Annotated in this window: 22 protein-coding genes; 6 read left to right on the forward strand and 16 right to left on the reverse strand. The window is 73.5% G+C overall.

Features of this window, described 5'->3' with window-relative positions; all coding sequences use genetic code 11:
* The coding region (aceB, locus tag ACWD4P_RS30440; protein WP_449781858.1) for a malate synthase A at positions 1-1,512 on the reverse strand (1,512 nt) is incomplete at its 3' end.
* A 214-nt stretch (positions 1,513-1,726) separates the two neighbouring features.
* On the opposite strand from aceB, the gene ACWD4P_RS30445 reads away from it, so the two are divergent.
* On the forward strand, positions 1,727-2,524 hold the full coding sequence (locus tag ACWD4P_RS30445) for an IclR family transcriptional regulator (protein ID WP_449781859.1): 798 nt from the start codon (positions 1,727-1,729) through the stop codon (positions 2,522-2,524).
* Positions 2,525-2,698: 174 nt separating this feature from the next.
* Complete coding sequence (locus tag ACWD4P_RS30450) at positions 2,699-3,529, forward strand: hypothetical protein (protein ID WP_449781860.1); 831 nt, start codon at positions 2,699-2,701, stop codon at positions 3,527-3,529.
* A 145-nt stretch (positions 3,530-3,674) separates the two neighbouring features.
* Here the strand turns inward: ACWD4P_RS30450 and ACWD4P_RS30455 are convergent, their stop codons facing one another.
* On the reverse strand, positions 3,675-5,009 hold the full coding sequence (locus ACWD4P_RS30455) for an esterase/lipase family protein (RefSeq protein ID WP_449781861.1): 1,335 nt from the start codon (positions 5,007-5,009) through the stop codon (positions 3,675-3,677).
* Positions 5,010-5,219: 210 nt separating this feature from the next.
* Here ACWD4P_RS30455 and ACWD4P_RS30460 point away from each other — a divergent pair, with 210 nt between their 5' ends.
* The gene (locus ACWD4P_RS30460; protein ID WP_359817938.1) at positions 5,220-5,549 is read left to right on the forward strand and encodes a MoaF-related domain-containing protein; all 330 of its coding nucleotides are present in this window, start codon (positions 5,220-5,222) and stop codon (positions 5,547-5,549) included.
* 210 nt (positions 5,550-5,759) lie between these two features.
* Here the strand turns inward: ACWD4P_RS30460 and ACWD4P_RS30465 are convergent, their stop codons facing one another.
* Positions 5,760-6,902 carry an alpha/beta hydrolase gene (locus ACWD4P_RS30465; RefSeq protein WP_449781862.1) on the reverse strand — a complete coding sequence of 381 codons (1,143 nt, stop codon included), beginning with the start codon at positions 6,900-6,902 and terminating at the stop codon, positions 5,760-5,762.
* 303 nt (positions 6,903-7,205) lie between these two features.
* The gene (locus tag ACWD4P_RS30470) at positions 7,206-7,826 is read right to left on the reverse strand and encodes a TetR family transcriptional regulator (RefSeq protein ID WP_449781863.1); all 621 of its coding nucleotides are present in this window, start codon (positions 7,824-7,826) and stop codon (positions 7,206-7,208) included.
* Positions 7,827-7,962: 136 nt separating this feature from the next.
* Here ACWD4P_RS30470 and ACWD4P_RS30475 point away from each other — a divergent pair, with 136 nt between their 5' ends.
* Positions 7,963-8,730, forward strand: coding sequence for an SDR family NAD(P)-dependent oxidoreductase (locus ACWD4P_RS30475; RefSeq protein ID WP_449781864.1), 768 nt, complete (start codon positions 7,963-7,965; stop codon positions 8,728-8,730).
* A gap of 63 nt (positions 8,731-8,793) precedes the next feature.
* On the opposite strand, the gene ACWD4P_RS30480 is transcribed toward ACWD4P_RS30475, so the two are convergent.
* Positions 8,794-9,285, reverse strand: a complete 492-nt coding sequence (locus tag ACWD4P_RS30480) for a GNAT family N-acetyltransferase (RefSeq protein WP_359817930.1) — start codon at positions 9,283-9,285, stop codon at positions 8,794-8,796.
* Between the two features lie 266 nt (positions 9,286-9,551).
* On the opposite strand from ACWD4P_RS30480, the gene ACWD4P_RS30485 reads away from it, so the two are divergent.
* Positions 9,552-9,683: a hypothetical protein gene (locus tag ACWD4P_RS30485; protein ID WP_449781865.1), complete on the forward strand. Its 132-nt coding sequence runs from the start codon at positions 9,552-9,554 to the stop codon at positions 9,681-9,683.
* Positions 9,684-9,882: 199 nt separating this feature from the next.
* Here the strand turns inward: ACWD4P_RS30485 and ACWD4P_RS30490 are convergent, their stop codons facing one another.
* The 5 genes from ACWD4P_RS30490 to ACWD4P_RS30510 form a co-directional block, all read right to left on the reverse strand.
* Complete coding sequence (locus ACWD4P_RS30490; RefSeq protein ID WP_449781866.1) at positions 9,883-10,872, reverse strand: phosphotriesterase family protein; 990 nt, start codon at positions 10,870-10,872, stop codon at positions 9,883-9,885.
* Positions 10,869-11,402 (reverse strand): carboxymuconolactone decarboxylase family protein, encoded by a 534-nt coding sequence (locus ACWD4P_RS30495; protein WP_449781867.1) that lies wholly within the window; start codon positions 11,400-11,402, stop codon positions 10,869-10,871. The genes ACWD4P_RS30490 and ACWD4P_RS30495 overlap by 4 nt, the downstream gene beginning before the upstream one ends.
* Positions 11,403-11,419: 17 nt before the next feature.
* Positions 11,420-12,022 carry a DUF4865 family protein gene (locus ACWD4P_RS30500; protein WP_449781868.1) on the reverse strand — a complete coding sequence of 201 codons (603 nt, stop codon included), beginning with the start codon at positions 12,020-12,022 and terminating at the stop codon, positions 11,420-11,422.
* A gap of 107 nt (positions 12,023-12,129) precedes the next feature.
* Complete coding sequence (locus ACWD4P_RS30505) at positions 12,130-12,696, reverse strand: TetR/AcrR family transcriptional regulator (RefSeq protein ID WP_449781869.1); 567 nt, start codon at positions 12,694-12,696, stop codon at positions 12,130-12,132.
* A 296-nt stretch (positions 12,697-12,992) separates the two neighbouring features.
* On the reverse strand, positions 12,993-14,012 hold the full coding sequence (locus tag ACWD4P_RS30510) for an LLM class flavin-dependent oxidoreductase (protein ID WP_449781870.1): 1,020 nt from the start codon (positions 14,010-14,012) through the stop codon (positions 12,993-12,995).
* A 433-nt stretch (positions 14,013-14,445) separates the two neighbouring features.
* Here ACWD4P_RS30510 and ACWD4P_RS30515 point away from each other — a divergent pair, with 433 nt between their 5' ends.
* Complete coding sequence (locus tag ACWD4P_RS30515; protein WP_449781871.1) at positions 14,446-15,438, forward strand: aldo/keto reductase; 993 nt, start codon at positions 14,446-14,448, stop codon at positions 15,436-15,438.
* 162 nt (positions 15,439-15,600) lie between these two features.
* On the opposite strand, the gene ACWD4P_RS30520 is transcribed toward ACWD4P_RS30515, so the two are convergent.
* The 6 genes from ACWD4P_RS30520 to ACWD4P_RS30545 form a co-directional block, all read right to left on the reverse strand.
* Positions 15,601-16,692: an LLM class flavin-dependent oxidoreductase gene (locus ACWD4P_RS30520; protein WP_449781872.1), complete on the reverse strand. Its 1,092-nt coding sequence runs from the start codon at positions 16,690-16,692 to the stop codon at positions 15,601-15,603.
* 3 nt (positions 16,693-16,695) lie between these two features.
* On the reverse strand, positions 16,696-17,601 hold the full coding sequence (locus ACWD4P_RS30525) for an ABC transporter substrate-binding protein (RefSeq protein WP_449781873.1): 906 nt from the start codon (positions 17,599-17,601) through the stop codon (positions 16,696-16,698).
* A gap of 157 nt (positions 17,602-17,758) precedes the next feature.
* Positions 17,759-18,568, reverse strand: coding sequence for an ABC transporter ATP-binding protein (locus ACWD4P_RS30530; protein WP_449781874.1), 810 nt, complete (start codon positions 18,566-18,568; stop codon positions 17,759-17,761).
* On the reverse strand, positions 18,565-19,431 hold the full coding sequence (locus ACWD4P_RS30535) for an ABC transporter permease (RefSeq protein ID WP_449781875.1): 867 nt from the start codon (positions 19,429-19,431) through the stop codon (positions 18,565-18,567). Before ACWD4P_RS30535 ends, ACWD4P_RS30530 begins: the two co-directional genes overlap by 4 nt.
* Positions 19,428-20,477 carry an ABC transporter substrate-binding protein gene (locus ACWD4P_RS30540; RefSeq protein ID WP_449781876.1) on the reverse strand — a complete coding sequence of 350 codons (1,050 nt, stop codon included), beginning with the start codon at positions 20,475-20,477 and terminating at the stop codon, positions 19,428-19,430. The genes ACWD4P_RS30535 and ACWD4P_RS30540 overlap by 4 nt, the downstream gene beginning before the upstream one ends.
* 70 nt (positions 20,478-20,547) lie before the next feature.
* The gene (locus ACWD4P_RS30545; RefSeq protein ID WP_449781877.1) at positions 20,548-21,642 is read right to left on the reverse strand and encodes an ABC transporter substrate-binding protein; all 1,095 of its coding nucleotides are present in this window, start codon (positions 21,640-21,642) and stop codon (positions 20,548-20,550) included.
* Between the last annotated feature and the right edge of the window lie 213 nt (positions 21,643-21,855).

Consider the following 21,855-nt stretch of genomic DNA (forward strand, 5'->3'; position numbering starts at 1 on the left):
CGACTCCCCGGCGACCAGGGCGCGGACCAGCTCCGCGGTGGCCTTCTCGCCGGTGTCGGACAGCACGACCCCGTTGTGGATCCACTGCCAGACCTGCGAGCGGGAGATCTCGGCGGTGGCGGCGTCCTCCATCATGTTGAAGATGCCGACGGCCCCGAGGCCTCGCAGCCAGGCCTCGATGTAGCGGATGCCGACCTGGACGGCGTTGTGCAGCCCCGCACGGGTGCAGGTGCCGCCGGCCCCGGCGATGTCGAGCAGTTGGGCGGCGGTCACCGGCTCGGCCGGGCCGGGGGCGTCCTTCTGGTGGGGCCGCTCGCCGAGCACCGTGTCGAAGGAGGCCCGGGCGACCGGCACCAGGTCGGGGTGGGCGACCCAGGAGCCGTCGAAGCCGTTCCCGGCTTCGCGGTCCTTGTCCGCCTTGACCTTCTCCAGCGCGGCCGCGTTGACCTCGGGGTCGCGGCGGCTCGGGATGAACGCGGCCATGCCGCCGATCGCGTGGGCGCCGCGCTTGTGGCAGGTCCGCACCAGCAGCCGGGTGTAGGCGGCCATGAACGGCGAGGCCATGGTCACGCTGTTGCGGTCCGGCAGGACGTAGTGGGCGCCGGCGTCGCGGAAGTTCTTGACGATCGAGAACAGGTAGTCCCAGCGCCCGGCGTTGAGGCCGGCCGCGTGGTCGCGCAGCTCGTAGAGGATCTCGTCCATCTCGAAGGCCGCGGTGATGGTCTCGATCAGCACGGTCGCCCGGATCGTGCCGTACGGGATCCCGAGTTCGGCCTGGGCGTGGGTGAACACGTCGTTCCACAGCCGGGCTTCGAGGTGGCTCTCGGTCTTCGGCAGGTAGAAGTACGGGCCGGAGTTGGGGTCCTCGGCGCCCTTGGCCAGCAGCCGGGCGGCGTTGTGGAAGAAGTAGAGGCCGAAGTCGACGAACGCGCCGGCCACCGGGGTGCCGTCGACCAGCAGGTGGTTCTCGTCCAGGTGCCAGCCGCGCGGGCGGACCACCACGGTGGCGAGCTCGGCGGCGGGCTTGAGGGTGTAGGCCTTGCCGGCCGAGCTGGTGAAGTCGATCCGGCCCTCGAAGGCGTCGACCAGGTTGACCTGGCCGCCGATCACGTTCTCCCAGGTCGGGGAGGTGGCGTCCTCGAAGTCGGCGAGCCAGACCCGCGCCCCGGAGTTGAGCGCGTTGATGACCATCTTGCGGTCGGTCGGGCCGGTGATCTCGACCCGGCGGTCCTGGAGCGCGCGGGGCGCCTCGGCGACCTTCCAGTCCCCGGCCCGGACCTCGGCGGTCCCGGGGAGGAAGTCCAGCGTTCCGGCCGCGGCGATCTCGGCGCGGCGGGTCCTGCGCCTGGCCAGCAGCTCCTGCCGCCGTCCCTCGAAGGCGCGATGGAGGCCTGCGACGAAGGCGATCGCCTCCGGAGTGAGCACCTCCTCCGCCCGGTGGACGCGAGGACCGGCGACAGTGACGACCGGAGCGGCGGGCGAGGCGCCGACGGGCCCCTGATCTGCAGCCATGAGCAGGACACTCCTAAGACGGTTGAGCCTGACGGAGGGAACTCCGGCGGGACGTTCCCTGGGGAACCTCCGCGGGGACTTCCCCGACCGGAACCCGCCGGGCGGCAAGTCCGATTCTGTAAGGTGGAGACTAGTTTCCGCGATACAGAATTTCAACGGTTTGTTGAAGAGGTCGCCGAGACTCCACACCTCCCCGACAGTGAAGGGACCACCGGTGGTTGCGACCCCCGACCCAGCATCGACGACAGGCGCCGAGCGCGCGGGCGGCGGCGTGCAGTCCGTCGAGCGCGCCTTCCAACTCCTGGAGGCACTGGCCGACTCCGGCGGCGTGGCCACCCTCAGCGAGCTCTCCACCAGCTCCGGCCTCCCGATGCCGACCATCCACCGGTTGGTTCGTACCCTCGTCCAGCAGGGCTATGTCCGCCAGGACACCGCGCGTCGCTACACCCTCGGCCCCCGGCTGATCCGGCTCGGCGAGACGGCCGGCCGGCTGCTCGGCAGCTGGGCCCGCCCGTACCTGGCCGAACTCATGGAGGCCACCGGCGAGACCGCCAACCTGGCCGTGCTGGAGGGCGGCGAGGTGGTGTACGTCGGCCAGGTGCAGTCGCGCCGCTCGATGCGGATGTTCACCGAGGTCGGCCGACGGGTGCAGCCGCACTGCACCGGAGTCGGCAAGGCACTGCTCGCCCAGCTGCCCGAGGACGAGGCGCGCGCCGTCCTCGGCCCCAACCCGCTGCCCGCGCACACCGAGTACACGGTCACCGACCCGCAGGAGCTGATGCGCCAGCTCGCCGAGGCGCGCGAGCGCGGTTACGTGGTCGACGACCAGGAGCAGGAGATCGGTGTCCGCTGCATCGCACTCGCCGTTCCTGGCGCGCCGACGCCCACCGCGCTCTCCGTCTCCGGCCCCGAGGCCCGCATCCGGGCCCTGGAGGAACAGGCCGGGGCCGCCTCGCTCGTACCGGTGATGCACCAGATCGCGACCCGGCTGGGGCAGGTCCTCGCCCCCTGACGGCCGGTCAACCCCCGTTGCCGGACGACCCGGTCGGCGCGGCCCGCGACGTCATCCGTTCGAGCGGACGACGGGCGGGTTGCCACCGGGCTCCGGCCGCGGCTCCGCCACCCTGGTCCCGACGCGGCCCGCGACGGCGCGGGCGGCCGGGACGCGAGGGCAGGGTGAGCGGGGATGCAGCAGGGGATGCGGCAGCACCGGGACGTGCGGGAGAACGCGCGGGGTGCCGATGCGCGGGGTGGCAGCGGCGTACGGCGCGACGCCGTACGCCGTGCCGGGAGGGGCCGGAGGTTCGGCGGAGCCGGGCTGGTCGCGGCCGTGGCGGCGGGATGCGCGGTGACGGTGCTGGCCACCGACCCGTCCTGGGCGCTGCGGCGGCCCGAGCCCCGGCCCGCGGTGGAGGTCGTCGAGCCGGGTATCGCCACCGCCACCACCCTGCCCGCGCCGGGCACCCCGACCGCCTCCACCCTGCCGGCACCGGCGACGCCCCAGGCCTCCACCCTGCCCGCGCCGGCCAAGCCCGGCTCGGGCACCGGGTCCGAGGCGCCGGAGGCCTCCACGCTGCCCGCGCCGGCGACCACGGGCGCGGCCGCCGCGCGGCCGTCCGACTCCGACCTGGAGGTGGTCCGACTCGACCCCGACCCGGCCGCGCCCGGCGGCACCACGACCATCCACGCCTTCGTCGGCAACGGGGGCCCGGACACCACCGCCTCCCCGTTCACGGTCGTGATCACCCTGCCCGACGGCGTCAGCCCGGAAGGACCGTACTTCCCCTCCAGCTGCCAGGTGACGGGCCACGGCCGCACCGTGCGCTGCGCGTTCGGCCCCGGGCTCCGGGACGGACGCAGCGCGACCGCCCTCGTCCCGGTCCGGCTCGACCCGGAGCTGCCGACGGGCAGGCTGAGCGGCGGCTCGGTCACGGTGCGCAGCGCGGACGACCGGAACGAGGCCAACAACCGGCAGCCGTTCGACATCACGGTGGTCCAGGCGGCTGCCGCTTCCTGAGTCCCCCGGCCCCGCCCCGGCCCCCGCCGACCGGACGGTCGTGTCGGCGGGGGCCGTCCTGCCGGCGGCTCGGCCGCGGCCTGGTTCAGCTCTGCCCTGCTCGGCTCGGCTCGGCTCGGCTCGGCCCAACGCAACGCAACTCAGCTCAGCTCAGCCAGGTGTTGACCTGGCTCGCCGCGTCCGGCGCCCAGGCGAGCTCCAGGTGGTTCAGGCCCGCGAGCAGCCGGGTGCCGCCGACCGTCGCGATGCCGGTGGTGTCCAGCGCGCTCGCGGTGAAGACCAAGCCGTCGCTCGGCCCGCGGCCCTCGTTGAGCACGCCCGGGAGGTCCGCCGACCCGCCCGCCAGCAGGTAGGTGCGCACCGGGGCCGGAACACCCGCCTGCCGGAGCGGGGCGATCAGCGAGCCCGCGTCGATCGCCGCCTGGATGCCCTGCCCGGAGGTGTAGAAGCCCTGCCCGCCGTAGTAGGTCGTCCACCAGTCCTGTGCGGTGGTGTCCACCCCGTAGGTGCCGTCCCAGCGGGCGAGCAGCTGGCGCTGGCCCGGATAGCAGTCGTAGCCGCCGCTGGGCAGCACCCCGAGGCAGGGCTGCGCGGTGTACGTGCCGTAACAGGTCATGTAGAGGTGCGGGGACGGCGCGTTGGCGGTGCCGCCGCAGGCGGGCCAGGTCGCCAGGTCGAAGTCCCAGCCGTGCGCGTACACGTAGTCGAGCCCGCCGTGCGGACCGCCCAGGGTGACCAGCCGGCGCACGTCGCCCGCGTACGCCCTCCCCCAGGAGGGCTTCACCGAGGACACGTACGCCCGGGCGGCGACCTCACCCTTGCTCCAGGCCACCACGTCGACCTGGGAGACGCCGAGCCGGGCCCGGATCAGCGCGAGGGCGTCGCCGACGGCCTGCGCCTGGAGCAGGTTGTCGCCGTGCTTGTGGGCGAAGCCGATCGCGAAGACCCGGCGGCCGGTGCCGGCCAGGTACTGGGCGAGCCCGGTGGACGGGCAGCTCGCGGCGCCGCAGGTGCCGCTCTCCCCCGGGTTCGCCCAGGCCCGGTCGGCGTTGTCGTTGGCTCCGTGGACCAGCAGGACGGGGGTGGCCTGGCTGCCCGTGTCCCAGCCCGCGGCGGAGTAGAGCAGGAACCGGGCGGAGGAGGGCCGGCCGGTGCCGAAGTACGTCCGGCGGGCACCGTCCTGGTCACCGCGGCCGTCGGCGGGGAACTGCTCGGCGCCGAATCCGGGGGTGGTGTCGAGATAGCGCTCGACCTTCGCCCAGCCGTTGCCGGGAGCGGGGAAGGTGGCTTCCAGGGTGACCGGGGCGGCGGCAGCGGCCCGGGCCGTGCCCGCCCGCGCGGTGGTGGGGGCACCGAGCAGGGCGGCGGCCAGGGTCAGGAGCACGGCGGCGAGGGCGGTGGGGACGCGCCGCGCCGGGACGGGGCGGACGGTCCGGCCGGGACGGGAGCGCCGGACGGGGCGTGTGGGGGTACGTCTCATGACGGGACGGTAGGACCGGCACGCGGCCCTGCCCATGTGCCGGTCGCACACCCGGCCCGCCGGCCGGTGGCGGACCGTACCGTGGCGAGTGCCTGACCGAGTGCACCCGGTCGGATAAATTGGAGGCCTGGCATCATCCGCAGCGCACAAGAGCGGCGAACCCGACCCGGTGCTCGCCACGACCTGACAGAGACGAGGACCCGCCCCACCATGACCGCGCCCCTGCCCGCCTTCGCCGGCCGCACCTACCTCTTCCGGGCCGACAACGGCGCGGCCTTCCGCAACACCTACTCGGCCGACGGCACGCGGCTGCGCTGGGAGGGCCTCGGCGAGTCCGCGGGCCAGTGGGAGGACGTGCGGCTGCACGTCGCCGAGGTCGCGCCGGGGATCTACTTCGTCAGCTGGACGGAGCAGAGCGGGATCACCGTCAGCCATGTGATGGACCTCGGCAAGCTGACGGTGCGGGCCTTCTGGACCTTCGAGGGCGAGGGCGGCCGGGTCGGCGAGCTCCACACCGGCACGCTGGAGCAGGTGGCCTGAGCGGCGGGGCTCCCGAACGGCCGAACCCCCGGGCCTCGGCTCCGGGGGTTCGATCGGTTCGCGGGTCCGGCCTGGTCGGCAGTCGGTTCGCGGGTCCGGTCTGTTCGCGCGTCCGGTCTGTCCGCGCGTCCGGTCTGTCCGCGGTCGAGCCGGGTCGCGGGTCGAGCCGGGGCCGGGTCGGCTTCGGGCCTCCGCGTCGACCGGTCGGGGTCACGCGGACTGGTTCGGCACCTTGAGGTGCTGGGACAGCCACTCCAGCGAGGAGGGCAGCAGGGCGCTCCAGGTCTCGAAGTTGTGGCCGCCGTTCTCCAGCATGCTGTACGAGACCTTCATCGGGCTCTGCACCGAATCGACGAAGGCCTCGGTCTCCGGGCGGTAGTTGCCGTCGCCCTTCTTGGTGCCGGCGAGCAGCACGGACACCTTCGGCTGCGGCAGGTTCTTCAGCCGCCACAGCAGGTTGGCCTCGTCGCGCCGCTGCTTGCTGCCGCCGAAGAGGTCGCCCGTGGTCGGGTCGTCGGCGGCGTCGTAGTAGGCGGAGAGGGCGACGGCGGTCGGGAAGACGTCCGGGTGGCGCATGGCCAGCTTGAGCGCGCAGTAGCCGCCGGTCGAGTTGCCCATGAACGCCCAGGCCTGCGGGTCCGAGGAGACCCGGTAGCTGGCCTGGATCGCCGAGGGCACGTCCTTGGTGAAGTAGGTGTCGGACTGCGGGCCGTTCGGGACGTCCTCGCACTCCGTGTCCTGCGGCAGCGCGGGCGAGGGACGCACCAGGACCATGACGGTCGGCTGCATCCTCCCCTCCTGCAGCAGCTTGAGCGCGGCGCCGGGGTAGTTGAAGCGGGTGATCAGGTTCTCGGCGATTCCTGGGAATCCGGTGCTGACGATCACGGCCGGGAACTGCTTCTGGGCGTACTCCGGCTGGAAGTACTGCGGGGGCAGGTAGACGTAGCCCTCGGTGGACAGCCGGCTGACCGCACCGTCGATCCGGACCTTGCGGATCTCGCCGGACTGGGCGGGCTCGCGGCCCATCGCGCCACCGCCCTTGACCGAGGCCTGGCCCATCGTCTCGACCATCAGCCGGCCCGAGGCGTCCGCCTTGTTGTGGATGACCACCGGTCCGGTGTCGCCGGTGCCCAGCAGGTCGTCCCAACTGCTGTAGAAGGCGAAGTAGTTGTTCGCGACCAGGCCGAGTGCGGCGAGCACCGCGAGCTGGGTGGCGAGCAGCGCGCCGATCCGGCCGAGCACCGACTGCCAGGTCCTCTTCGCGAGTCTGGGCCACAACCAGACCGTGCCGACCATCATCACGACCGCTATCAGTGCGGTCAGCGCCAGCACCTTGTGGCTCGTCAGACCCATGTCCTACTTGCTCCCACGCCTCGAACTCCAGACCCCTCCGCTGGGGACATCCGAGGAGGTCACCCCGGTTCCCCCGCCGGGGCGCGAGGACCAACCCTAACGCCGGCTGGGAGAAAGCCGACCGTGGCTGGGAGATCACGGGGAGCAGGGAGGGTGGGTGACAACGTTCAGATAACAGATTTCGAAAGTTGTCAGCTGACATCTGTCGGCTGACATCCGAAATCCGTCGGCTGTCCGCTGTCGGCTGTCGGCTGTCGGCTGTCGGCTGTCGGCTGCCGATGGTCCGCCGGCGCGGGGGCGGGCTCAGCCCACCCGGCCCCAGAGCCCCAGCCCCGCCGTGAGCTCGCGCATGCAGCGCGCACCGAGGTCCTGCGGGGAGCCCGGACCGGCGAGGGTGGCCTCGGAGGAGGCCCACTGCTCCAGGGCCACCCGGATCGCCGCCGTCGCCGCGGCGGCCGCCAGCCGGATCTCCAGCGGGTCCGTGCCCTCCGGGCAGCGTTCGACGAGCGCGGCCCGCAGCCGCTCCTCCGAGTCGGCGTGGACGCGCCGCCAGGTGGCGTTCAGCTTCGGGTCCCGCAGCAGGCCGCGGGCCCACCGCATCATCTCGGCCCGCGCCTCGTCGGCCGGGGTCAGCGACGCGACCGCCGCACGCTCCAGCGCTTCGCGCAGCGGAAGGCCGACGGGGCTCGCCACGAACAGCTCCACCCACTCCTGCCCACCCGCGGCAAGCAGCGGGGCGACGGCGTCCTCCTTGACGGAGAAGTACCGGTAGAAGGTGCGCAACGAGATGCCCGCGGCGAGGGCGATCTCCTCCGCGGTGGTCGCCTCCGCTCCCCGCTCGGCGAAGAGCGCGGCGGCGGCGCGGGCGATCTCCAGCCGGGTGGCCTCACGGCGGCGCTGGGTCAGGGTCGGGCGTCCGGTCACGGGGTCAGCCTACGCGGACCGACGCCAGGATGGCATGAAAGGACGAATAGACACGAAGAGACTTGTTGGCACGATATGCCACTTAGGCGTACCGTGCCCTTGTAGCCGAGAGGGCACGAACGAACGGAGTACCACCATGGAGCGCTTCAGCGGACGGAACGTCCTGATCACCGGCGGCGGCTCGGGCATCGGCCAGGCCACCGTGCACCGGGTCCTCGCCGAGGGCGGGAAGGTCGTCGCCGTCGACGTCAACGAGGACGGCCTGAAGAAGACCCTGGACCGCGCCACCGCCGAGGGCACCGCAGACCGGCTGACCATCCGGGTGCTGGACATCTCCGACGAGGCGGCCGTCGTCGCGGGCGTCGCCGAGGCGATCGCAGGCCTGGGCGGCGGCCTGGACGCGCTGGTCAACGCGGCCGGCATCCTCCGCTCCTCGCACACCCACGAGACCAGCCTGGAGTTCTGGAACAAGCTGCTCGCGGTGAACCTGACCGGCACCTTCCTGATGACCCGCGAGGCGCTTCCCGCGCTGCTCGCGGGCGGCAAGGGCGTGGTGGTCAACTTCAGCTCCACCTCCGCGAGCTTCGCCCACCCCTACATGGCCGCGTACGCCGCGACCAAGGGCGGCATCCAGTCCTTCACCCACGCCATCGCCTCGGAATACTCGAAGCAGGGCCTGCGCGCCGTCTGCGTCGCGCCGGGCAGCATCGACAGCGGCATGACCCACGACCCGGGCCTGCCCGCCGACGCCGACTTCAGCCTGCTGGCCAAGCTGTCGCCCGCCCTCGGCCAGGGCTTCGCCGGCCCGGAGACGGTGGCCGGTGTGATCGCCATGCTCGCCTCCGACGACGGCGCCTTCGTCACCGGCACCGAGCTCCGGATCGACGGCGGCACCCACATGTGACCGTCGCCCGCCCCGTCGAGCCCTGGGTCCGGCGGGGCGGCGGGGCGGCGGGCCCGACGGGTGTCACCCCAGGGGCTTCGCCAGCAGGAGTTCCCGGGTGACCCCGTCGGAGAGCAGGTCGCCGGACTCCCGGAGCGGGGTGAAGCCGTGGCGGTGGTAGAGGGTGAGCGCCGCGCGGTTGCCGGGGAGCACGGCGAGGCGCAGCGTGGTCCCGCCGGTGGCCCGGGCCCAGCGTTCGACCTCCTCGACGAGCCGGTCCGCGACGCCCCGGCCACGCGCCCGCGGGGCGACCCAGAGCGAGCGCAACTCCCGTACGCCGTCCGGCGATCCGGGCAGGCCGCCGACCAGCCCGACCGGGTCCCCGTCCAGAAGGGCCGCGACGTGGTGGGCACCGGGGAGGCCGAGCCGCTCGCGCCAGCGGGCCTCGCCACCCCGGGGCCAATCGGCGAGGCCCGTCTTGAAGGCCTCCGGCGCATCGGTCAGGGCGGCGAGGCGGAGGTCCCGCCAGAGCGGCCAGTCGGCGGCCGTGAGGGTCCGGAGCGTCAGTGTCGCCATGTCCGGCACCGTAGCCGAGATCCGAGATCCGAGATCCGACGGCCGTCGGTCCTGTTCGGCCCCGGCACCGCGACGGAGGAACTCCCCACCCAGCCTTGCGCCGTGAGCGTCGAGTCGTGCGGCCACGAGACCGGCGACCGGATCACGGCCGCACTCGGCAGCCATCGTCGTGGACGTCCGACCGCAGGGGTCCGCCGGCCTCGGATCGGCTCCGCGATCCCGAGGCGGCGCCCCCGCAACGCGCCATCGCCCTCGACTCCCATGGCATGTGCCGACAGGGCCATGCCCTCGACGACCTCGGCACCAGGGCCGGCCCCGCCATCGAGGCCAGCCCCGACATCGAGCAGCCGCGCCGCCGCGTCCGCGTCTTCACGGTGTCGGCGGGGAAACGCAGTTGAGGCCGGAAGCCCCGCTGGCGGCAAACGAGGCCTGGTGTGCACGGGAAGTCGGTCGGGCCGACTTCCCGCGCATCGCTGGTGCCACGAGCCGAGCAGGAGTGAACGCGCCCGGCGGGCAGGGCGCCGGCCCGGGGTGACCGCAGCACCGGAGGTCGGAGAACACTCCGGGCTGCCCGCCCGCACCCTTCTGCGACTGGCTTCAGGGCGTGCGCCAGTCGGTGGCGAAGGCGGCGGCCGGGTTGGTGGTGAGGAGCAGTTCCGGCAGTTCGGGGCCGTAGGTGTGGGCGAGGCGCGGCGCGAGCTCGGTGAGCAGGCGGACCGGGCCGCCGGCCGCGCGGGCGGTCCGGGTCGTGGTGTCCGCGCCGAGCAGCAGCTGAGTGGCGTGGCCCGCCTCGACCAGGTCGGCGATCACCTCGTAGGCCTGATGGTCGCCGGGGTGGCCGGGCCGGGAGGGGCTGTCCAGGGCGAGACGCACGCCTTCGGCGGCCAGGGCGCGGTGCAGTGCGCGGTCGGGCAGCCGGGTGAGGTGGCCGAGGATGATCCGGTCGGGCGCGACCCCGTGGTGATCGCGCAGCCGGCGCAGGACGCGGTCCGGCGAGCCGTCGGCTTCCAGATGGACGGCGATCGGGGCGCCGGTGGCGTGGTGGGCCTCGGCGGCCGCAGCCATTGTCCACCGGGCGTGCCGGCCGGCGGGCCCCGCGTCGTCCGCAATCTTGATCAGCCCGGCCCGGACCCCTTCCGGCGCACCGGGCAGGCCGGTGGTGAGGTCGGCGACGAAGCGTTCCGCGAGGTCGGTGTTCGGGCCGGGGTGCTCGGCCGTCCCGGCGGCGGGTTCAGGGGAACCTGGGAGGCCGGGGACGCCGGGGAGGTCGGGGAGGTCGGGGAAGAAGCCCGGCGCGTAGTGGACCGCCTGGTGCGCGCCGGTGGCGGCGACGATGTTCACGCCGGTCGTCCGGGAGAGCCCGGCGAGGGATTCCGCGCCCCGGCCCATACCGAGCGGGGTCCACTGGACGAAGGTGCGGCCACCGGCGGCGGTGTAGGCGCGCAGGACGTCCTCGGCGGCGGCCGGGTCCTCCAGCTCCTGAGCGGGGAGCAGCGGGCTGCGGATGAAGAGGTGGTCGTGGGAGTCGGTGACGCCGAGGTCGGCGGGGTCCAGGTCGCCGAGGACGGTGCGGACGGTGCGGCTCATGCCTCGGGCTCCTCGACGGCGGCGGGGCCGGTGGTCCCGGAAGCACCGCTGCTCTCCGCGCCCTCCGTGCCCTCGGCGCCCTCCGCGAAGGTGGCGGTGGCGACGCGCAGGCCGGCCAGGGCCTTGGGGAGGCCGATGTACGGGGCGAGGTGGACGAGGACCTCGGTGATCTCCGACTCGGTCAGGCCGATCCGTCGGCTGTACCGGACGTGGTCCGCGAGTTGGGGCTCGACGCCGCCGAGGGCGGTGAGGGCGGCCAGGTTGGCGATCTGGCGGTCGCGCAGGGCGAGGCCGGGGCGCTGGTAGGTGCCACCGAAGAGGCTGGTGACGATCCAGTCGGGGAAGCCGGGGGCCAGGGCGTCCAGGCCGCCGAGGGCGGAGGCGGCCTCCGGCCCCGCCAGGTCGGCGAGCAGGGCGTGGCCGGCCGCGCGGTCGAGTGGGGCCTCGGTGAGCGCGGCGCCGGCGGGAGCGGCCGCGGGCGAGGTCGGGCCGGGGGATGTCGGAGCGGGGGACATCGAGGTGGGGGACATCGGGGAGGTGGGGCCTTTCACCAGTGGCGGCCGGCGGGCAGCCGGTCGAGTTCGGGGCAGGACAGGTGCAGCACCTGGTAGCGGACACCGGACGCGTCCTCGGGGGCCTGGCCGTGCCAGAGTGCGAAGCGGAGCAGTTCCCAGCGGCTCGGGTCGACGGCCACGGCCGCGGTGTGCAGGGCCGGATGCGCGGGCAGGTCGGCGAGCGCCCGCTCGACGGCCTCGGCCGGGTCGGAGGCTTCCGGCAGCCGTACGGTCTCGCGGGTGGCGGTGGTCGGCGGCCCGACCGTCTCCCCCGCCGCTGCCGCCCTTCCCGCCTCGCCGTGGACCAGGCCCGCACCGAGCCAGTGCCGGACGGCAGGGCGGCCGAAGTCGGCGCTCAACCCTCGGAACCCCGGCCCCCAGAGGAAGCCGTTCATGCCCTCGACGGTGCGCCAGAGGTAGAACGGCGCGTACTGGTTGACGGGCGAGTCCTGTCGTCCGCGCTCGCGTACCAGGTAGGCCTTGAGGCCGAGGCCCGGGTGGGCGTCGAGCAGGTGGCCCTTGTCGGCGACCCGCTTGCGGATGACGCCCGTGTCGTAGTCGGCGGGGAGGGTGATCTCGTACTGCATGGCGTGCACGGTGGGACTCCTGGGGGGACGACGGGGGCCCGGCGGGCGGGCTTCTGGCTTGCAGGACCCGGCCCGCAAGCCCTGGCCTGCAAGCTCTTGCGGGTCGGCGCGGCGCGTCAGGCCCTGCGGTGGGCCGCGAGCAGGCCGAGCGCGCCGCGGACGGCCTGCTCGAACGGCTCGGCGCTGTCGGCGGCGCGGGCCAGGACGTAGCCGCCCTGGACGACGGCGACCACGGCGGCGGCGGTGTCGGCCGGGTCGACCCCGGGGTCGAACTCGCCGGCCGTCCGGCCCTCGGCGACCAGTCCGGCGATCCGTCCGCGCAGCCAGTCGAAGGTCTCCTGGACGGGCGTGCGCAGGAGCGGGTCGGCGGCCACCTCCGGGTCCTGGGCCATCCGGCCGATCGGGCAACCGCGCAGCACGTCGCGGTCGCGGACGAGGTAGGCGGCGATCCGGTCGTAGGCGGTGCCGGGGGCGGCGAGATCGGCCTCGGCGACGCCCCGAAGCTGCTCGGCGCTGCGGCGCAGGGCGGCGGCCGCGAGGTCGGGCTTGCCGGTGAAGTGGTGGTACATGCTGCCCTGGCCGACTCCGGAACGCTGCTGGACGGCCTTGGGGCTGGTGCCGACGTAGCCCCGCTCCCAGAGGAGGGCCTGGGTGCTCTCGATGAGGCGGTCCTGGGTGCTCATGCGGATCACTGTACATACCAGTAGGTACAGAATGCCAGTGCGAACCCCGTCCGGACCTCCCGGCCCCCGGGCCCCCGGGCACCCGGGCCCCCCGAGGTCGCCCCGCCGGGACGCCGACGATCGAGGGCCGTGCGCCGCCCCCCGGCGGCCACGGCCCCTCGACCGTTCGTCATCCCCCGCCCCGCCGAACGGCATTCCGGCGCACCCGGTGGCGCGCGTCACGTCACGGAAGGTCGTCGACCCCGCACCACGTACGGGGCGCACGGCGCATTGCGCGGGCGGACGGACCCGGTCCGCTACGGCAGCGCGCGACGGACCTCCGGCGCCACCTCGCCGGCGAACAGCTCCAGCTGCTCGCGCTGCGCCCCCTCGGCGAGCGCGTCCACCCCGATGCCGACCACCTCGTTGCCGAAGGCCTCGTGGTAGCGGTGGATCTTCTCGATCACCTGCTGCGGGCTGCCGACCAGTGCCGAACCGCGCTCCAGCGCGTCCTCCAGCGACGCGAACGGCGACTGGTTGTGCCGACCGGCGGCCGAGGCGAACAGCGCGTTCCAGTACGGGCGGAAGCCCTCGACGGCGTCCTGCGAGCGCTTGGCGATGAACAGCCCGCCGAAGCTCGCCCCCACCCTGGCCAGCTCCGGGTCGCGCCCGTAGTGCACCCAGCGCTCGCGGTAGTGCTCCACCAGGGCCCGGTACTTCTCCAGGGGGTGGAAGGAGTTGGCGGAGAAGAGCGGGTCGCCGTGACGGGCGGCGAGGTCGGTGGAACGGGTGCTGGTCGCGCTGCCGTGCCACACCGGGATCGGATCCTGGAGGGGGCGCGGCGAGACGGTGGCTTCCTTGAGCGGCGGTCGGGTCGAGCCCTCCCAGGTCACCTTCTCCTCGCGCCAGAGCCTGCGCAGCAGCGCGTAGTTCTCGGCGAGCGCCTCCCACTGGCGCTCCTCGGGAAGGCCGAACAGCCCGAAGTGACGCGGGTCGTTGCCCTTGCCGACGATCAACTCCAGTCGCCCACCTGAGAGTTGGTCGAGCATCGCGTAGTCCTCGGCGACCCGGACCGGGTCAAGGATGCTGAGCACCGTGACCGTCGTGAACAGCCGGATGGTGGAGGTGCGGGCGGCGATGGCGCTGAGCAGCAGGGGCGGCGCCGGGGACAGGAACGGCTCGCCGTGCCGCTCCCCCACTCCGTAGCCGTCGTAGCCGAGCTGCTCGGCCAGCACCGCCTGGTCGATGACGTTGCGCAGCTTCTGCTGCGGGGTGCGCAGGACGCCGGTGACCGGGTCGGGGGCGTTGGCGACGAGGGACGAGACGGTGAACCGCACGGCGGTCTCCTTGGGCTCTCGGGTCGGGGTCGGGGTCGGGGTCGGGTCGCGCCCGGGTCGGGCTCTGGATGTGCTCGGTTCGGGCCCCGGGATGATCGGTGCGCCGGTGGGGCCCGGCGAGCAGCGCGGATCGCGGGGAACCGGGACGTCGACGGGCGACGCGCCCTCACGGACGGTGGGCGGGCGGCCCGGACGGCTCCGGCGGATCGGCCGACGCGACGCGGTGGGGCGCGGGTAGCGTCAGCGCTCGGTGTCAGCGGCCGGCGCCGCGGTGGCGGCGACAACAACAGCGGGCTGCGGCGACTGTCACGGTCCGGACTGCCATCTCGCCTCCCCGCCGACTCGCACGCACACGATGCCCGCGAGCATAGGCACCGGCCGGGAACGGGGGCAAGGGCTTGATCCGCCACGACCGGCTGGCAGGATGTCCGGCATGAGCTACCTCGCCTCGGATGACCGCTATGACTCGATGACCTATCGGAAGGCCGGCCACAGCGGCGTCCAGCTGCCCGCCGTCTCGCTCGGGCTCTGGCACAACTTCGGTGACGCCCAGCCGCTGGAGGTGCAGCGGGCGGTGCTGCGCCGGGCCTTCGACCGGGGCGTCACCCACTTCGACCTGGCGAACAACTACGGCCCGCCGTACGGCAGCGCCGAGCGCAACTTCGGCCACCTGTTCGCCCAGGACTTCCGGCCGTACCGGGACGAGCTGTTCATCGCCACCAAGGCCGGCTGGGACATGTGGCCCGGCCCGTACGGCAACGGCGGCAGCCGCAAGTACCTGCTGGCCAGCCTCGACCAGTCGCTGGACCGGATGGGCCTGGACTACGTCGACGTCTTCTACTCGCACCGGTACGACCCGGACACCCCGATCGAGGAGACGATGGGGGCGCTCGACAGCGCGGTGCGCTCGGGCAGGGCCCTGTACGCGGCGATCTCCAACTACCCGGCGGAGCAGCACCGGGAGGCGGTGGCGATCCTGCGCGAGCTGGGGACGCCGATGCTGATGAACCAGTCCGCGTACTCGATCCTCAACCGGTACGTGGAGGACGAAGGCGTGCTGGACGCGGTGGGCGACACCCGGACCGGCCTGATCGCCTACTCGCCGCTGGCCCAGGGGCTGCTGACCGACCGCTACCTGACCGGGGAGGTCCCGGCGGGCTCGCGGATGTCGGTCGGGAAGTTCCTCACCGAGGAGGCGCTCACCGGGCCGAAGCTGGAGCAGCTGCGGGCGCTGGCCAAGGTCGCCGAGGGGCGCGGTCAGACGCTGGCGCAGCTGGCGCTGTGCTGGGTGCTGCGGGACCCGCGGGTGGTCTCGGTGATCATCGGCGCGAGCAGCGTGGCCCAGCTGGACCAGAACCTCGACGCGCTGGCGGGCGGCCCGCTGACGGCCGAGGAGCTGGCGGAGATCGACCGCTTGAGCCGCTGAGCCCAGCGGGGGGCGGTGCGGGAGACGGCGCGGTCCGGCAGAGGTCGGGTGACGGCTGACAGCCTGCCGCGAACAGCTGACAAATTTCGAAATCTGTCAGCTGTCAGCTGTCCTCCGTTACTTGTCATCCGTCACGCGTCATGCGCCGTGCGCCGCGCGCCATCACTCCCCCGTCAACGTCGGCCGCTTGACGCCCAGAGCGGGAAGGACCGTTTCTGCAACGCGGTGCGCCTCCTCCAGCAGTGGGTTGCCCGAGAGGATGAAGGTGTCGACGCCCAGTGCCTCGAACTCCTGCAGGCGCTCGATCACCTGCGCCGTCGAGCCGACCACCGCCGTGCCGGGCCCAGGGCGGAACAGGCTCATCCCCGGCCAGAGGTTGGGATAGGCCTCCAGCTCCCGGGCCCGGGCCGGCACCTTGCCGCCGTGCTGGCGGAACTGCCGCTGCCAGCCGACCCCGTCCTCGCCCTTCGCCCCGCCCAGCTGGCGCGCGTAGGTGGCCTCGCTGGTGACGTCCAGCAGCCGGTCGGCGGCCGCCCAGGCCTCGGCCTCGGTGTCACGGACGATCAGGTGCAGCCGTAGCCCGATCCGCAGCGTCCGGCCGTGGGCGGCGGCGCGCTCGCGAACCAGGTGCAGCTTCTCTCTGAGCAGGTGCGGGGGCTCGCCCCAGGTCAGGTAGACGTCCACGTGTTCGGCGGCCATCTCGATGCCGGCCGCCGAACTGCCGCCGAACCAGAGCGGAATGCCGCCCGGCTGCACCGGAGCCAGCTCGCGCAGGCTCGCGCCCGCGTTCTTCAGCTCGTAGAACTCGCCCTTGTGGTCGAAGACTTCGCCCGCCGTGAGGCGCTTGACGATCGACCAGTACTCGCCGCTGAGCCGGTAGCGGTCGTCGTGCTCGACGTCCAGGCCGTACTCCCGCAGCTGGGCGGTCGAGCCGTTGACCACGTTGAAGCGCAGCCGCCCGCCGTGCAGCCGGTCGAAGCTGAGCGCCATCTTGGCCAGCAGGGTGGGCGAGACCAGCCCGGGGTGGACGGCCAGCAGCGGCTTGAAGGCCGGGGTGGTGGCGGCCGCGAGTGCGCTGCCGAGCGTCCAGACGTCGTACAGGTCGGTCGCGAGGAGGGCACCGGTGTAGCCCAACCGTTCGACGCTGCCCGCCAGTTCCTGGAGGTAGCGGAGGTCCACCGGCCGGCGTCCGGCCGGCTCCCAGGGGTAGTGGCCCTCGCGCGGGATGATGTACCAGAGGACTTCGGACGCCACCGGTCAGACCGCCTTCGCGAGCGCGGCGGCCACCGGGGCCTCCAGTGCGGGGAGGTGGGCGTCGGCGACGTTCAGCGCCCGGTCGATGAAGCCCGCGCCGTGGAAGATGTCCGCGGCCTCCTGCTGCTCGGCGACGAACCCGGCGGTGGCGGGCTCCAGCCGCCAGGGCAGTGCGACCAGCGCGGACCGCCAGTCGGCGGCCGTGCCGCCCAGTTCCTCGGCGGCGATCGCGGCGGCCTCGGCCGGGTTGGCGGCGGCCCAGGCGTCCGCCCGGCGCAGTGCGGCCGCGATCGCGGCGACCACCTCGGGGCGGTCGGTGGCGAAGTCCCGACGGGTGAAGAACACCGAGCGGTCGGTGATGACGTCGCCGGTGCGGATCAGCTCGCGGAACTCTCCGCTTCGGCGGGCCGCGGCGAGTTCGGCGCCCTGCGCGATCCAGCCGGCGATCTCGCCGTCGCGCAGCCGTCGGGCCGGGTCCTCGCCGGCCGCCGGGCGCGCCGGGGTGACGTCGTCGCCGTACGAAAGTCCCTGTGCGTGCAGGGCCTTGGCGAGCAGGTGGGTCTGCCAGGAGCCCACGGCGAGGACGACGGTGGTGCCCTTGAGGTCCGCGACCGTCCGCACCGGACCGGAGTCCGCCACCAGCAGGGCGCCGTGGTCCGGGCGGGGGGCCGAGACCGCCGCGTAGACCAGGTCGTGGCCGGCCGCCTGGGCGGTGATCGGCGGGGTGGAGCCGGTGCCGCCGAAGTCGATGACACCCTCGGCGAGCAGTTCGCCGGTGCGGGTGCCGTCCGCGTAGTGGTGGAAGGCGCCGGTCTCGCCGAGCGGGGCCAGTTCCTCGTCCAGGTAGGGGAGTCGGGCGAGGTAGTAGAGCGAGGGGTTGCTGGCGTGGACGCCGAGCGTGACGGTCATCTGGTCAACTCCGGTGGTGCGGACTCGGTTTGTCAGAAGTCGGGGGAAGTCGGCGGGGATCGGGGTAGTCGGCGGGGATCGGGGAGATCGGGAGAACCGCGGGTGGCCCCTGAGGGATCAGGGTGGATCCGGGGCGGATCCGGGTGGATCGCCGGCGTCAGTGGACACCGAGGTCGGCGAGCAGCCGGCGCCGCAGCTCGGCGAAGGCCGGATCGGCGGGATCACGCGGGCGCTCGACGGTGACGGCCTCGTCGCGGGCGAGCAGGCCCTCGCGCAGCACCACGACCCGGTCGGCGAGCCGTACGGCCTCGTCCACGTCGTGGGTGACCAGCAGGACCGCCGGGCGGTGGCGGCGCACCAGATCACCGACGAGGTCCTGCATGCGCAGCCGGGTGAGCGCGTCCAGGGCGGCGAACGGCTCGTCGAGCAGCAGGAGTTGAGGCTCCCGGACGAGCGCCCGGGCGAGCGCGACGCGCTGCGCCTCGCCGCCCGAGAGGGTGGCCGGCCACGCCTCGGCGTGCCGCTCCAGGCCGACCTCGGCCAGCGCCTTCAGCCCGGTCTCCCGGGTGGCGGCGCCGCGCGGAAGGCCGACCGTGACGTTGGCCAGCACCCGTTTGGACGGCACCAGTCGGGGCTCCTGGAACACCACGGTGCGGACCGGCGGAACGAGCACGGTGCCCTCGTCCGCCTGGTCGAGCGCCCCGAGGATGCGCAGCAGCGTGGTCTTGCCGGTCCCGCTGGCGCCCAGCAGGGCGACGAACTCGCCGCGGGCGATGGAGAGGTCGACCCCGTCGAGCACCGCACGGGTGCCGAACACCCGGCGCAGGCCGCGCAGGTGGACGGCCGGGGGCGCCCCCTCGGACGTTCGGACGGAACCGGGCGGAGCGGGCGAGACAGCCGGCGGCAGCAGGACGGAGGCGGAGGTGGAGGTGGACGAGGAGACGGAGGCGGAGGTGTCGGCGGTCATCGGGCCGCTCCCTGGACGGCCTGGCGCCACGGCATCAGCACGCGTTCCAGGACGCGGACGATGCCGTCGGCGGCGAGGCCGAGCAGCCCGTAGATCAGGATGCAGACGGCGAGCACGTCGGTACGCGAGTAGTTCTGCGCCTGGGCCATCAAGTACCCGATGCCCTCGGTGGAGTTGATCTCCTCGGCGGCGATCAGAGCGATCACGCTGAGCGTCATCGACAGGCGCAGCCCGGACAGCAGCGAGGGCAGCGCACCGGGCAGCACGACCGTGCGCACGATCGCCCAACGGCCGAGGCCGAAGCTGCGCATCGCCTCGACCAGCTTGCGGTCGGTGCTGCGGACCCCGCCCGAGGCCGACACGTACATCGGGAAGCTGGTGGCGACCCCGATCAGGGCCACCTTCGCGGTCTCCGTGATGCCGAACCACACCATGAACAGCGGGACGAGGGCCAGGAAGGGGACCGTCCGCAGGATCTGGATCGCGGAGTCGAGCAACTCCTCGCCGAGACGGGTGAATCCGGTGACCACGCCGAGCACCAAGCCGGTGGTCGCGCCGAAGAACAGGCCGAGTCCGGCGCGGGTGAGGGAGACGGACAGGGCCTCGGTCAGCTGGCCGTTGCCCCACAACTCCCCCACGGCCTGGGCGACCTGGGCCGGTGAGGCGAGCACGTCCTGGGTCAGCGCGCCGGTGGCGGACGCGAGCGCCCAGCCGCCGAGCAGGGCGAGCGGACCGACGGTGCGCAGGGCCACGGCGAGTGCGCGGGGTCGGGGGCGGAGCCGGCGGGCCTGCGGGGGGACCAGGCCGGCCGTCAGCGCCGCCCGGGTGTCGTCAGGCGCAGATCGCGCGACGGCGGCGGTCATTTGGTGCCCTCCCCGAGCCCGTCGACGTCGATCAGGTAGGGCTTGACGTCCACGAGCTGCTTGGTGACCTTCTGGTCGGCGAAGAACTGGGCGACCGTTCCGAAGCGTGCGACGTCGGCGTCGGAGATGGCGGCGGCCGGGGTGCCCTGCCGGCTGACGTTCACCGCGACGTCCTTCTCCGCGGGGGTGACGGCGGTCGGTCCGGCGTCGGTGAACACGTTGAGGTAGCCGGTCGGGTCGGCCTTCTCCTTCTCCCCGTTCTCCCGGAGGTAGGCGTAGAAGGCCTTGACCACCTCGGGGTGCTTGTCGGCGAAGCCGTTGCGCACCGCCCAGACCGCGTAGTTGTCGGAGCCGACCTCCTGGCCGTTGACCAGGAAGTGCGCGCCGGCGTTGGCGATGGCGGGCGTCGAGAAGGTGTTCCAGGTCGCCCAGGCGTCCACCTGGCCGGAGTTGAAGACCCCGGAGGTCTGGTCGGCCCGCAGGTAGACCCGCTCGACCTTCTCCGCCGGGATGCCGTTCTTCGCCAGCGCCTTGAGCAGCAGGTACTCGCTGGTGCCGCCCTGGGAGACGGCGACCTTCCGGCCGATCAGGTCCTGGACGGACTTGACGGGCGAGTCGTTCTTCACCAGGATCCCCTCGCCGACGCCGTCCGGCGCCGTCTGGGCGAACAGCTTGAAGCCGGGCTTCTGGGCGAGCGCCGCGACGGCCGAGGTGATCGAGCCCTGGGCCACGTCCAGTTGGTCGGCGGAGAGGGCCTGGGCGGCGGGAGCGAAGGGGCCGGCGCTGCCGGTCCAGGCGGCCTTGGCGTGGACGGCGGCCAGGGCCCGGTCGAGCGAACCGTCCTTCTTGCCGCGGGCGAGGAAGCCGTTGTTGCCGGGGTCGGGCAGGCGGAGCACCACGTCGGCCTTGCCGCCCGCTCCTCCGGAGGAGGCCTTGGCCCCGTCGGCGGACGAGCCGCAGGCGGCCAGAGCGGTGGAGGCGAGCAGTACGGCGGCGGCAAGAACGGGGCGAGGTGTCTTCACAGGGGTCTTCAGGACGGTCTTCACGGGGCCTCCAAGTGGGTGACAGATGACAGCCGACAGCTGACAACTTTCGAAATCTGTTAGCTGAACGCTGTTACCTGAAGTCTGTGATCCGACCGCCGCCGACGCCCTCACCCGCGCCGCCGACTCCCGCGCCCGCGCCGCCGCCTTCACCCGCACGCCGCTCGCGCAGCAGTTCGCGGGCGGCGCGGAGCGGCTCCGGGTCGACCCACGTCCGCACGTCCACCGGTTCGGCGAGGAAGCCCTGCTCTCCGAGGAATCGTTCCTGCAGCGCCAGCAGCTCCAACCGCTCCGCCGACAGGTCCAGGTGAAGGGTCCGGTGACTGCCCGGCGCATAGGCCCCGGCGACCCCCTCGGCGCCGGCCCCGGTCTCGGCCCGCAGGATCCGAGCCACCTCCTCCGGACGCTCCGCCGCCCAGTCGGCGGCCTCCAGCAGCACGACGAGGAAGCGGGCGACCAGCTCGGGCCGCTCGTCCAGCAGCCGCTGGTGGACGGTGATCGGCCGGGGTGTGCCGTTGTTGACCCGGGCCCGGCGGTCCGGCGCCGCGTCCAGGTCCACCGCCACCTCCGCACCGATCCGGCGGGCCGCCTCCACGGCGAGCGCCCCCTTCACGTACACCGCGTCCACCGTGCCGTCCCGCAGGGCGGACAGCTCGGCGGACCACTGCCCGCCGCCCGGGACGCCGGGAACGTCCACCAGCTCGGCGTCGGCCAGGGTGAGGCCCGCGAGCCCGAGAGCGCCCCGGAAGCCCGCCAGCGCCATCGCCCGCCAGAAGTCGATGCCGATGCCATGGCGTGGCACCGCCAGCCGCAGCCCGCGCAGCTGCCCGGGTTCGGTGATGCCACTGCCCGCCCGCACCAGCACCACCTGGCGTTCCTCGATCCAGGTGAGACCGATCAGCCTGGTCTCCTCACCGCGCGAACGGGCCCACAGAGCGGGAACGTTGCCGCCCTCCCGGAACAGGCCGGTCAGCGCGTGGGTGAAGTGGTGGTCGACGGCCACCTCCGGCGGCGCGTCCTGCAGGGAGCGGACGGCGATGCCGTCGGCGGCGAACTCCCGGGCGAGCCAGCCCTGGTCGGCGGCGATCCCGGTCGCGGTCGGCACCGGGCAGCGGGTGAACCAGAGGGTGTCGGGCAGCGAGGAGGCGTTCTGGGTGTGACTGGACAACGGAGTTGGTCCTCCACGGAGGCTCCGGCGACGGCCGGAGGAGTTCGGGATCGGTTACCGCACGATGGCCCATGAGGCCTGGCGCACAAGGGAGTTGTGCGCCACGATGCAGAAGGGGGCAGGCTGGCGCCGGGGCGTCGGTCAGCGACGACACGCACGGGAGGGGAGACACCGGTGGGTCGTCACGGCGCTTCTCCTTCCGCGGGGTCGGGG

Source organism: Kitasatospora sp. NPDC002543, assembly GCF_053594915.1.

Excerpts from the sequence above, each read along its gene's own strand:
- ACWD4P_RS30450 (WP_449781860.1), top strand. The coding sequence starts at position 2,699 with ATGCAGCAGGGGATGCGGCAGCACCGGGACGTGCGGGAGAACGCGCGG.
- ACWD4P_RS30455 (WP_449781861.1), bottom strand. The coding sequence starts at position 5,009 with ATGAGACGTACCCCCACACGCCCCGTCCGGCGCTCCCGTCCCGGCCGG.
- ACWD4P_RS30460 (WP_359817938.1), top strand. The coding sequence starts at position 5,220 with ATGACCGCGCCCCTGCCCGCCTTCGCCGGCCGCACCTACCTCTTCCGG.
- ACWD4P_RS30465 (WP_449781862.1), bottom strand. The coding sequence starts at position 6,902 with ATGGGTCTGACGAGCCACAAGGTGCTGGCGCTGACCGCACTGATAGCG.
- ACWD4P_RS30475 (WP_449781864.1), top strand. The coding sequence starts at position 7,963 with ATGGAGCGCTTCAGCGGACGGAACGTCCTGATCACCGGCGGCGGCTCG.
- ACWD4P_RS30480 (WP_359817930.1), bottom strand. The coding sequence starts at position 9,285 with ATGGCGACACTGACGCTCCGGACCCTCACGGCCGCCGACTGGCCGCTC.
- ACWD4P_RS30485 (WP_449781865.1), top strand. The coding sequence starts at position 9,552 with ATGTGCCGACAGGGCCATGCCCTCGACGACCTCGGCACCAGGGCCGGC.
- ACWD4P_RS30490 (WP_449781866.1), bottom strand. The coding sequence starts at position 10,872 with ATGAGCCGCACCGTCCGCACCGTCCTCGGCGACCTGGACCCCGCCGAC.
- ACWD4P_RS30495 (WP_449781867.1), bottom strand. The coding sequence starts at position 11,402 with ATGTCCCCCACCTCGATGTCCCCCGCTCCGACATCCCCCGGCCCGACC.
- ACWD4P_RS30505 (WP_449781869.1), bottom strand. The coding sequence starts at position 12,696 with ATGAGCACCCAGGACCGCCTCATCGAGAGCACCCAGGCCCTCCTCTGG.
- ACWD4P_RS30515 (WP_449781871.1), top strand. The coding sequence starts at position 14,446 with ATGAGCTACCTCGCCTCGGATGACCGCTATGACTCGATGACCTATCGG.
- ACWD4P_RS30525 (WP_449781873.1), bottom strand. The coding sequence starts at position 17,601 with ATGACCGTCACGCTCGGCGTCCACGCCAGCAACCCCTCGCTCTACTAC.
- ACWD4P_RS30530 (WP_449781874.1), bottom strand. The coding sequence starts at position 18,568 with ATGACCGCCGACACCTCCGCCTCCGTCTCCTCGTCCACCTCCACCTCC.
- ACWD4P_RS30535 (WP_449781875.1), bottom strand. The coding sequence starts at position 19,431 with ATGACCGCCGCCGTCGCGCGATCTGCGCCTGACGACACCCGGGCGGCG.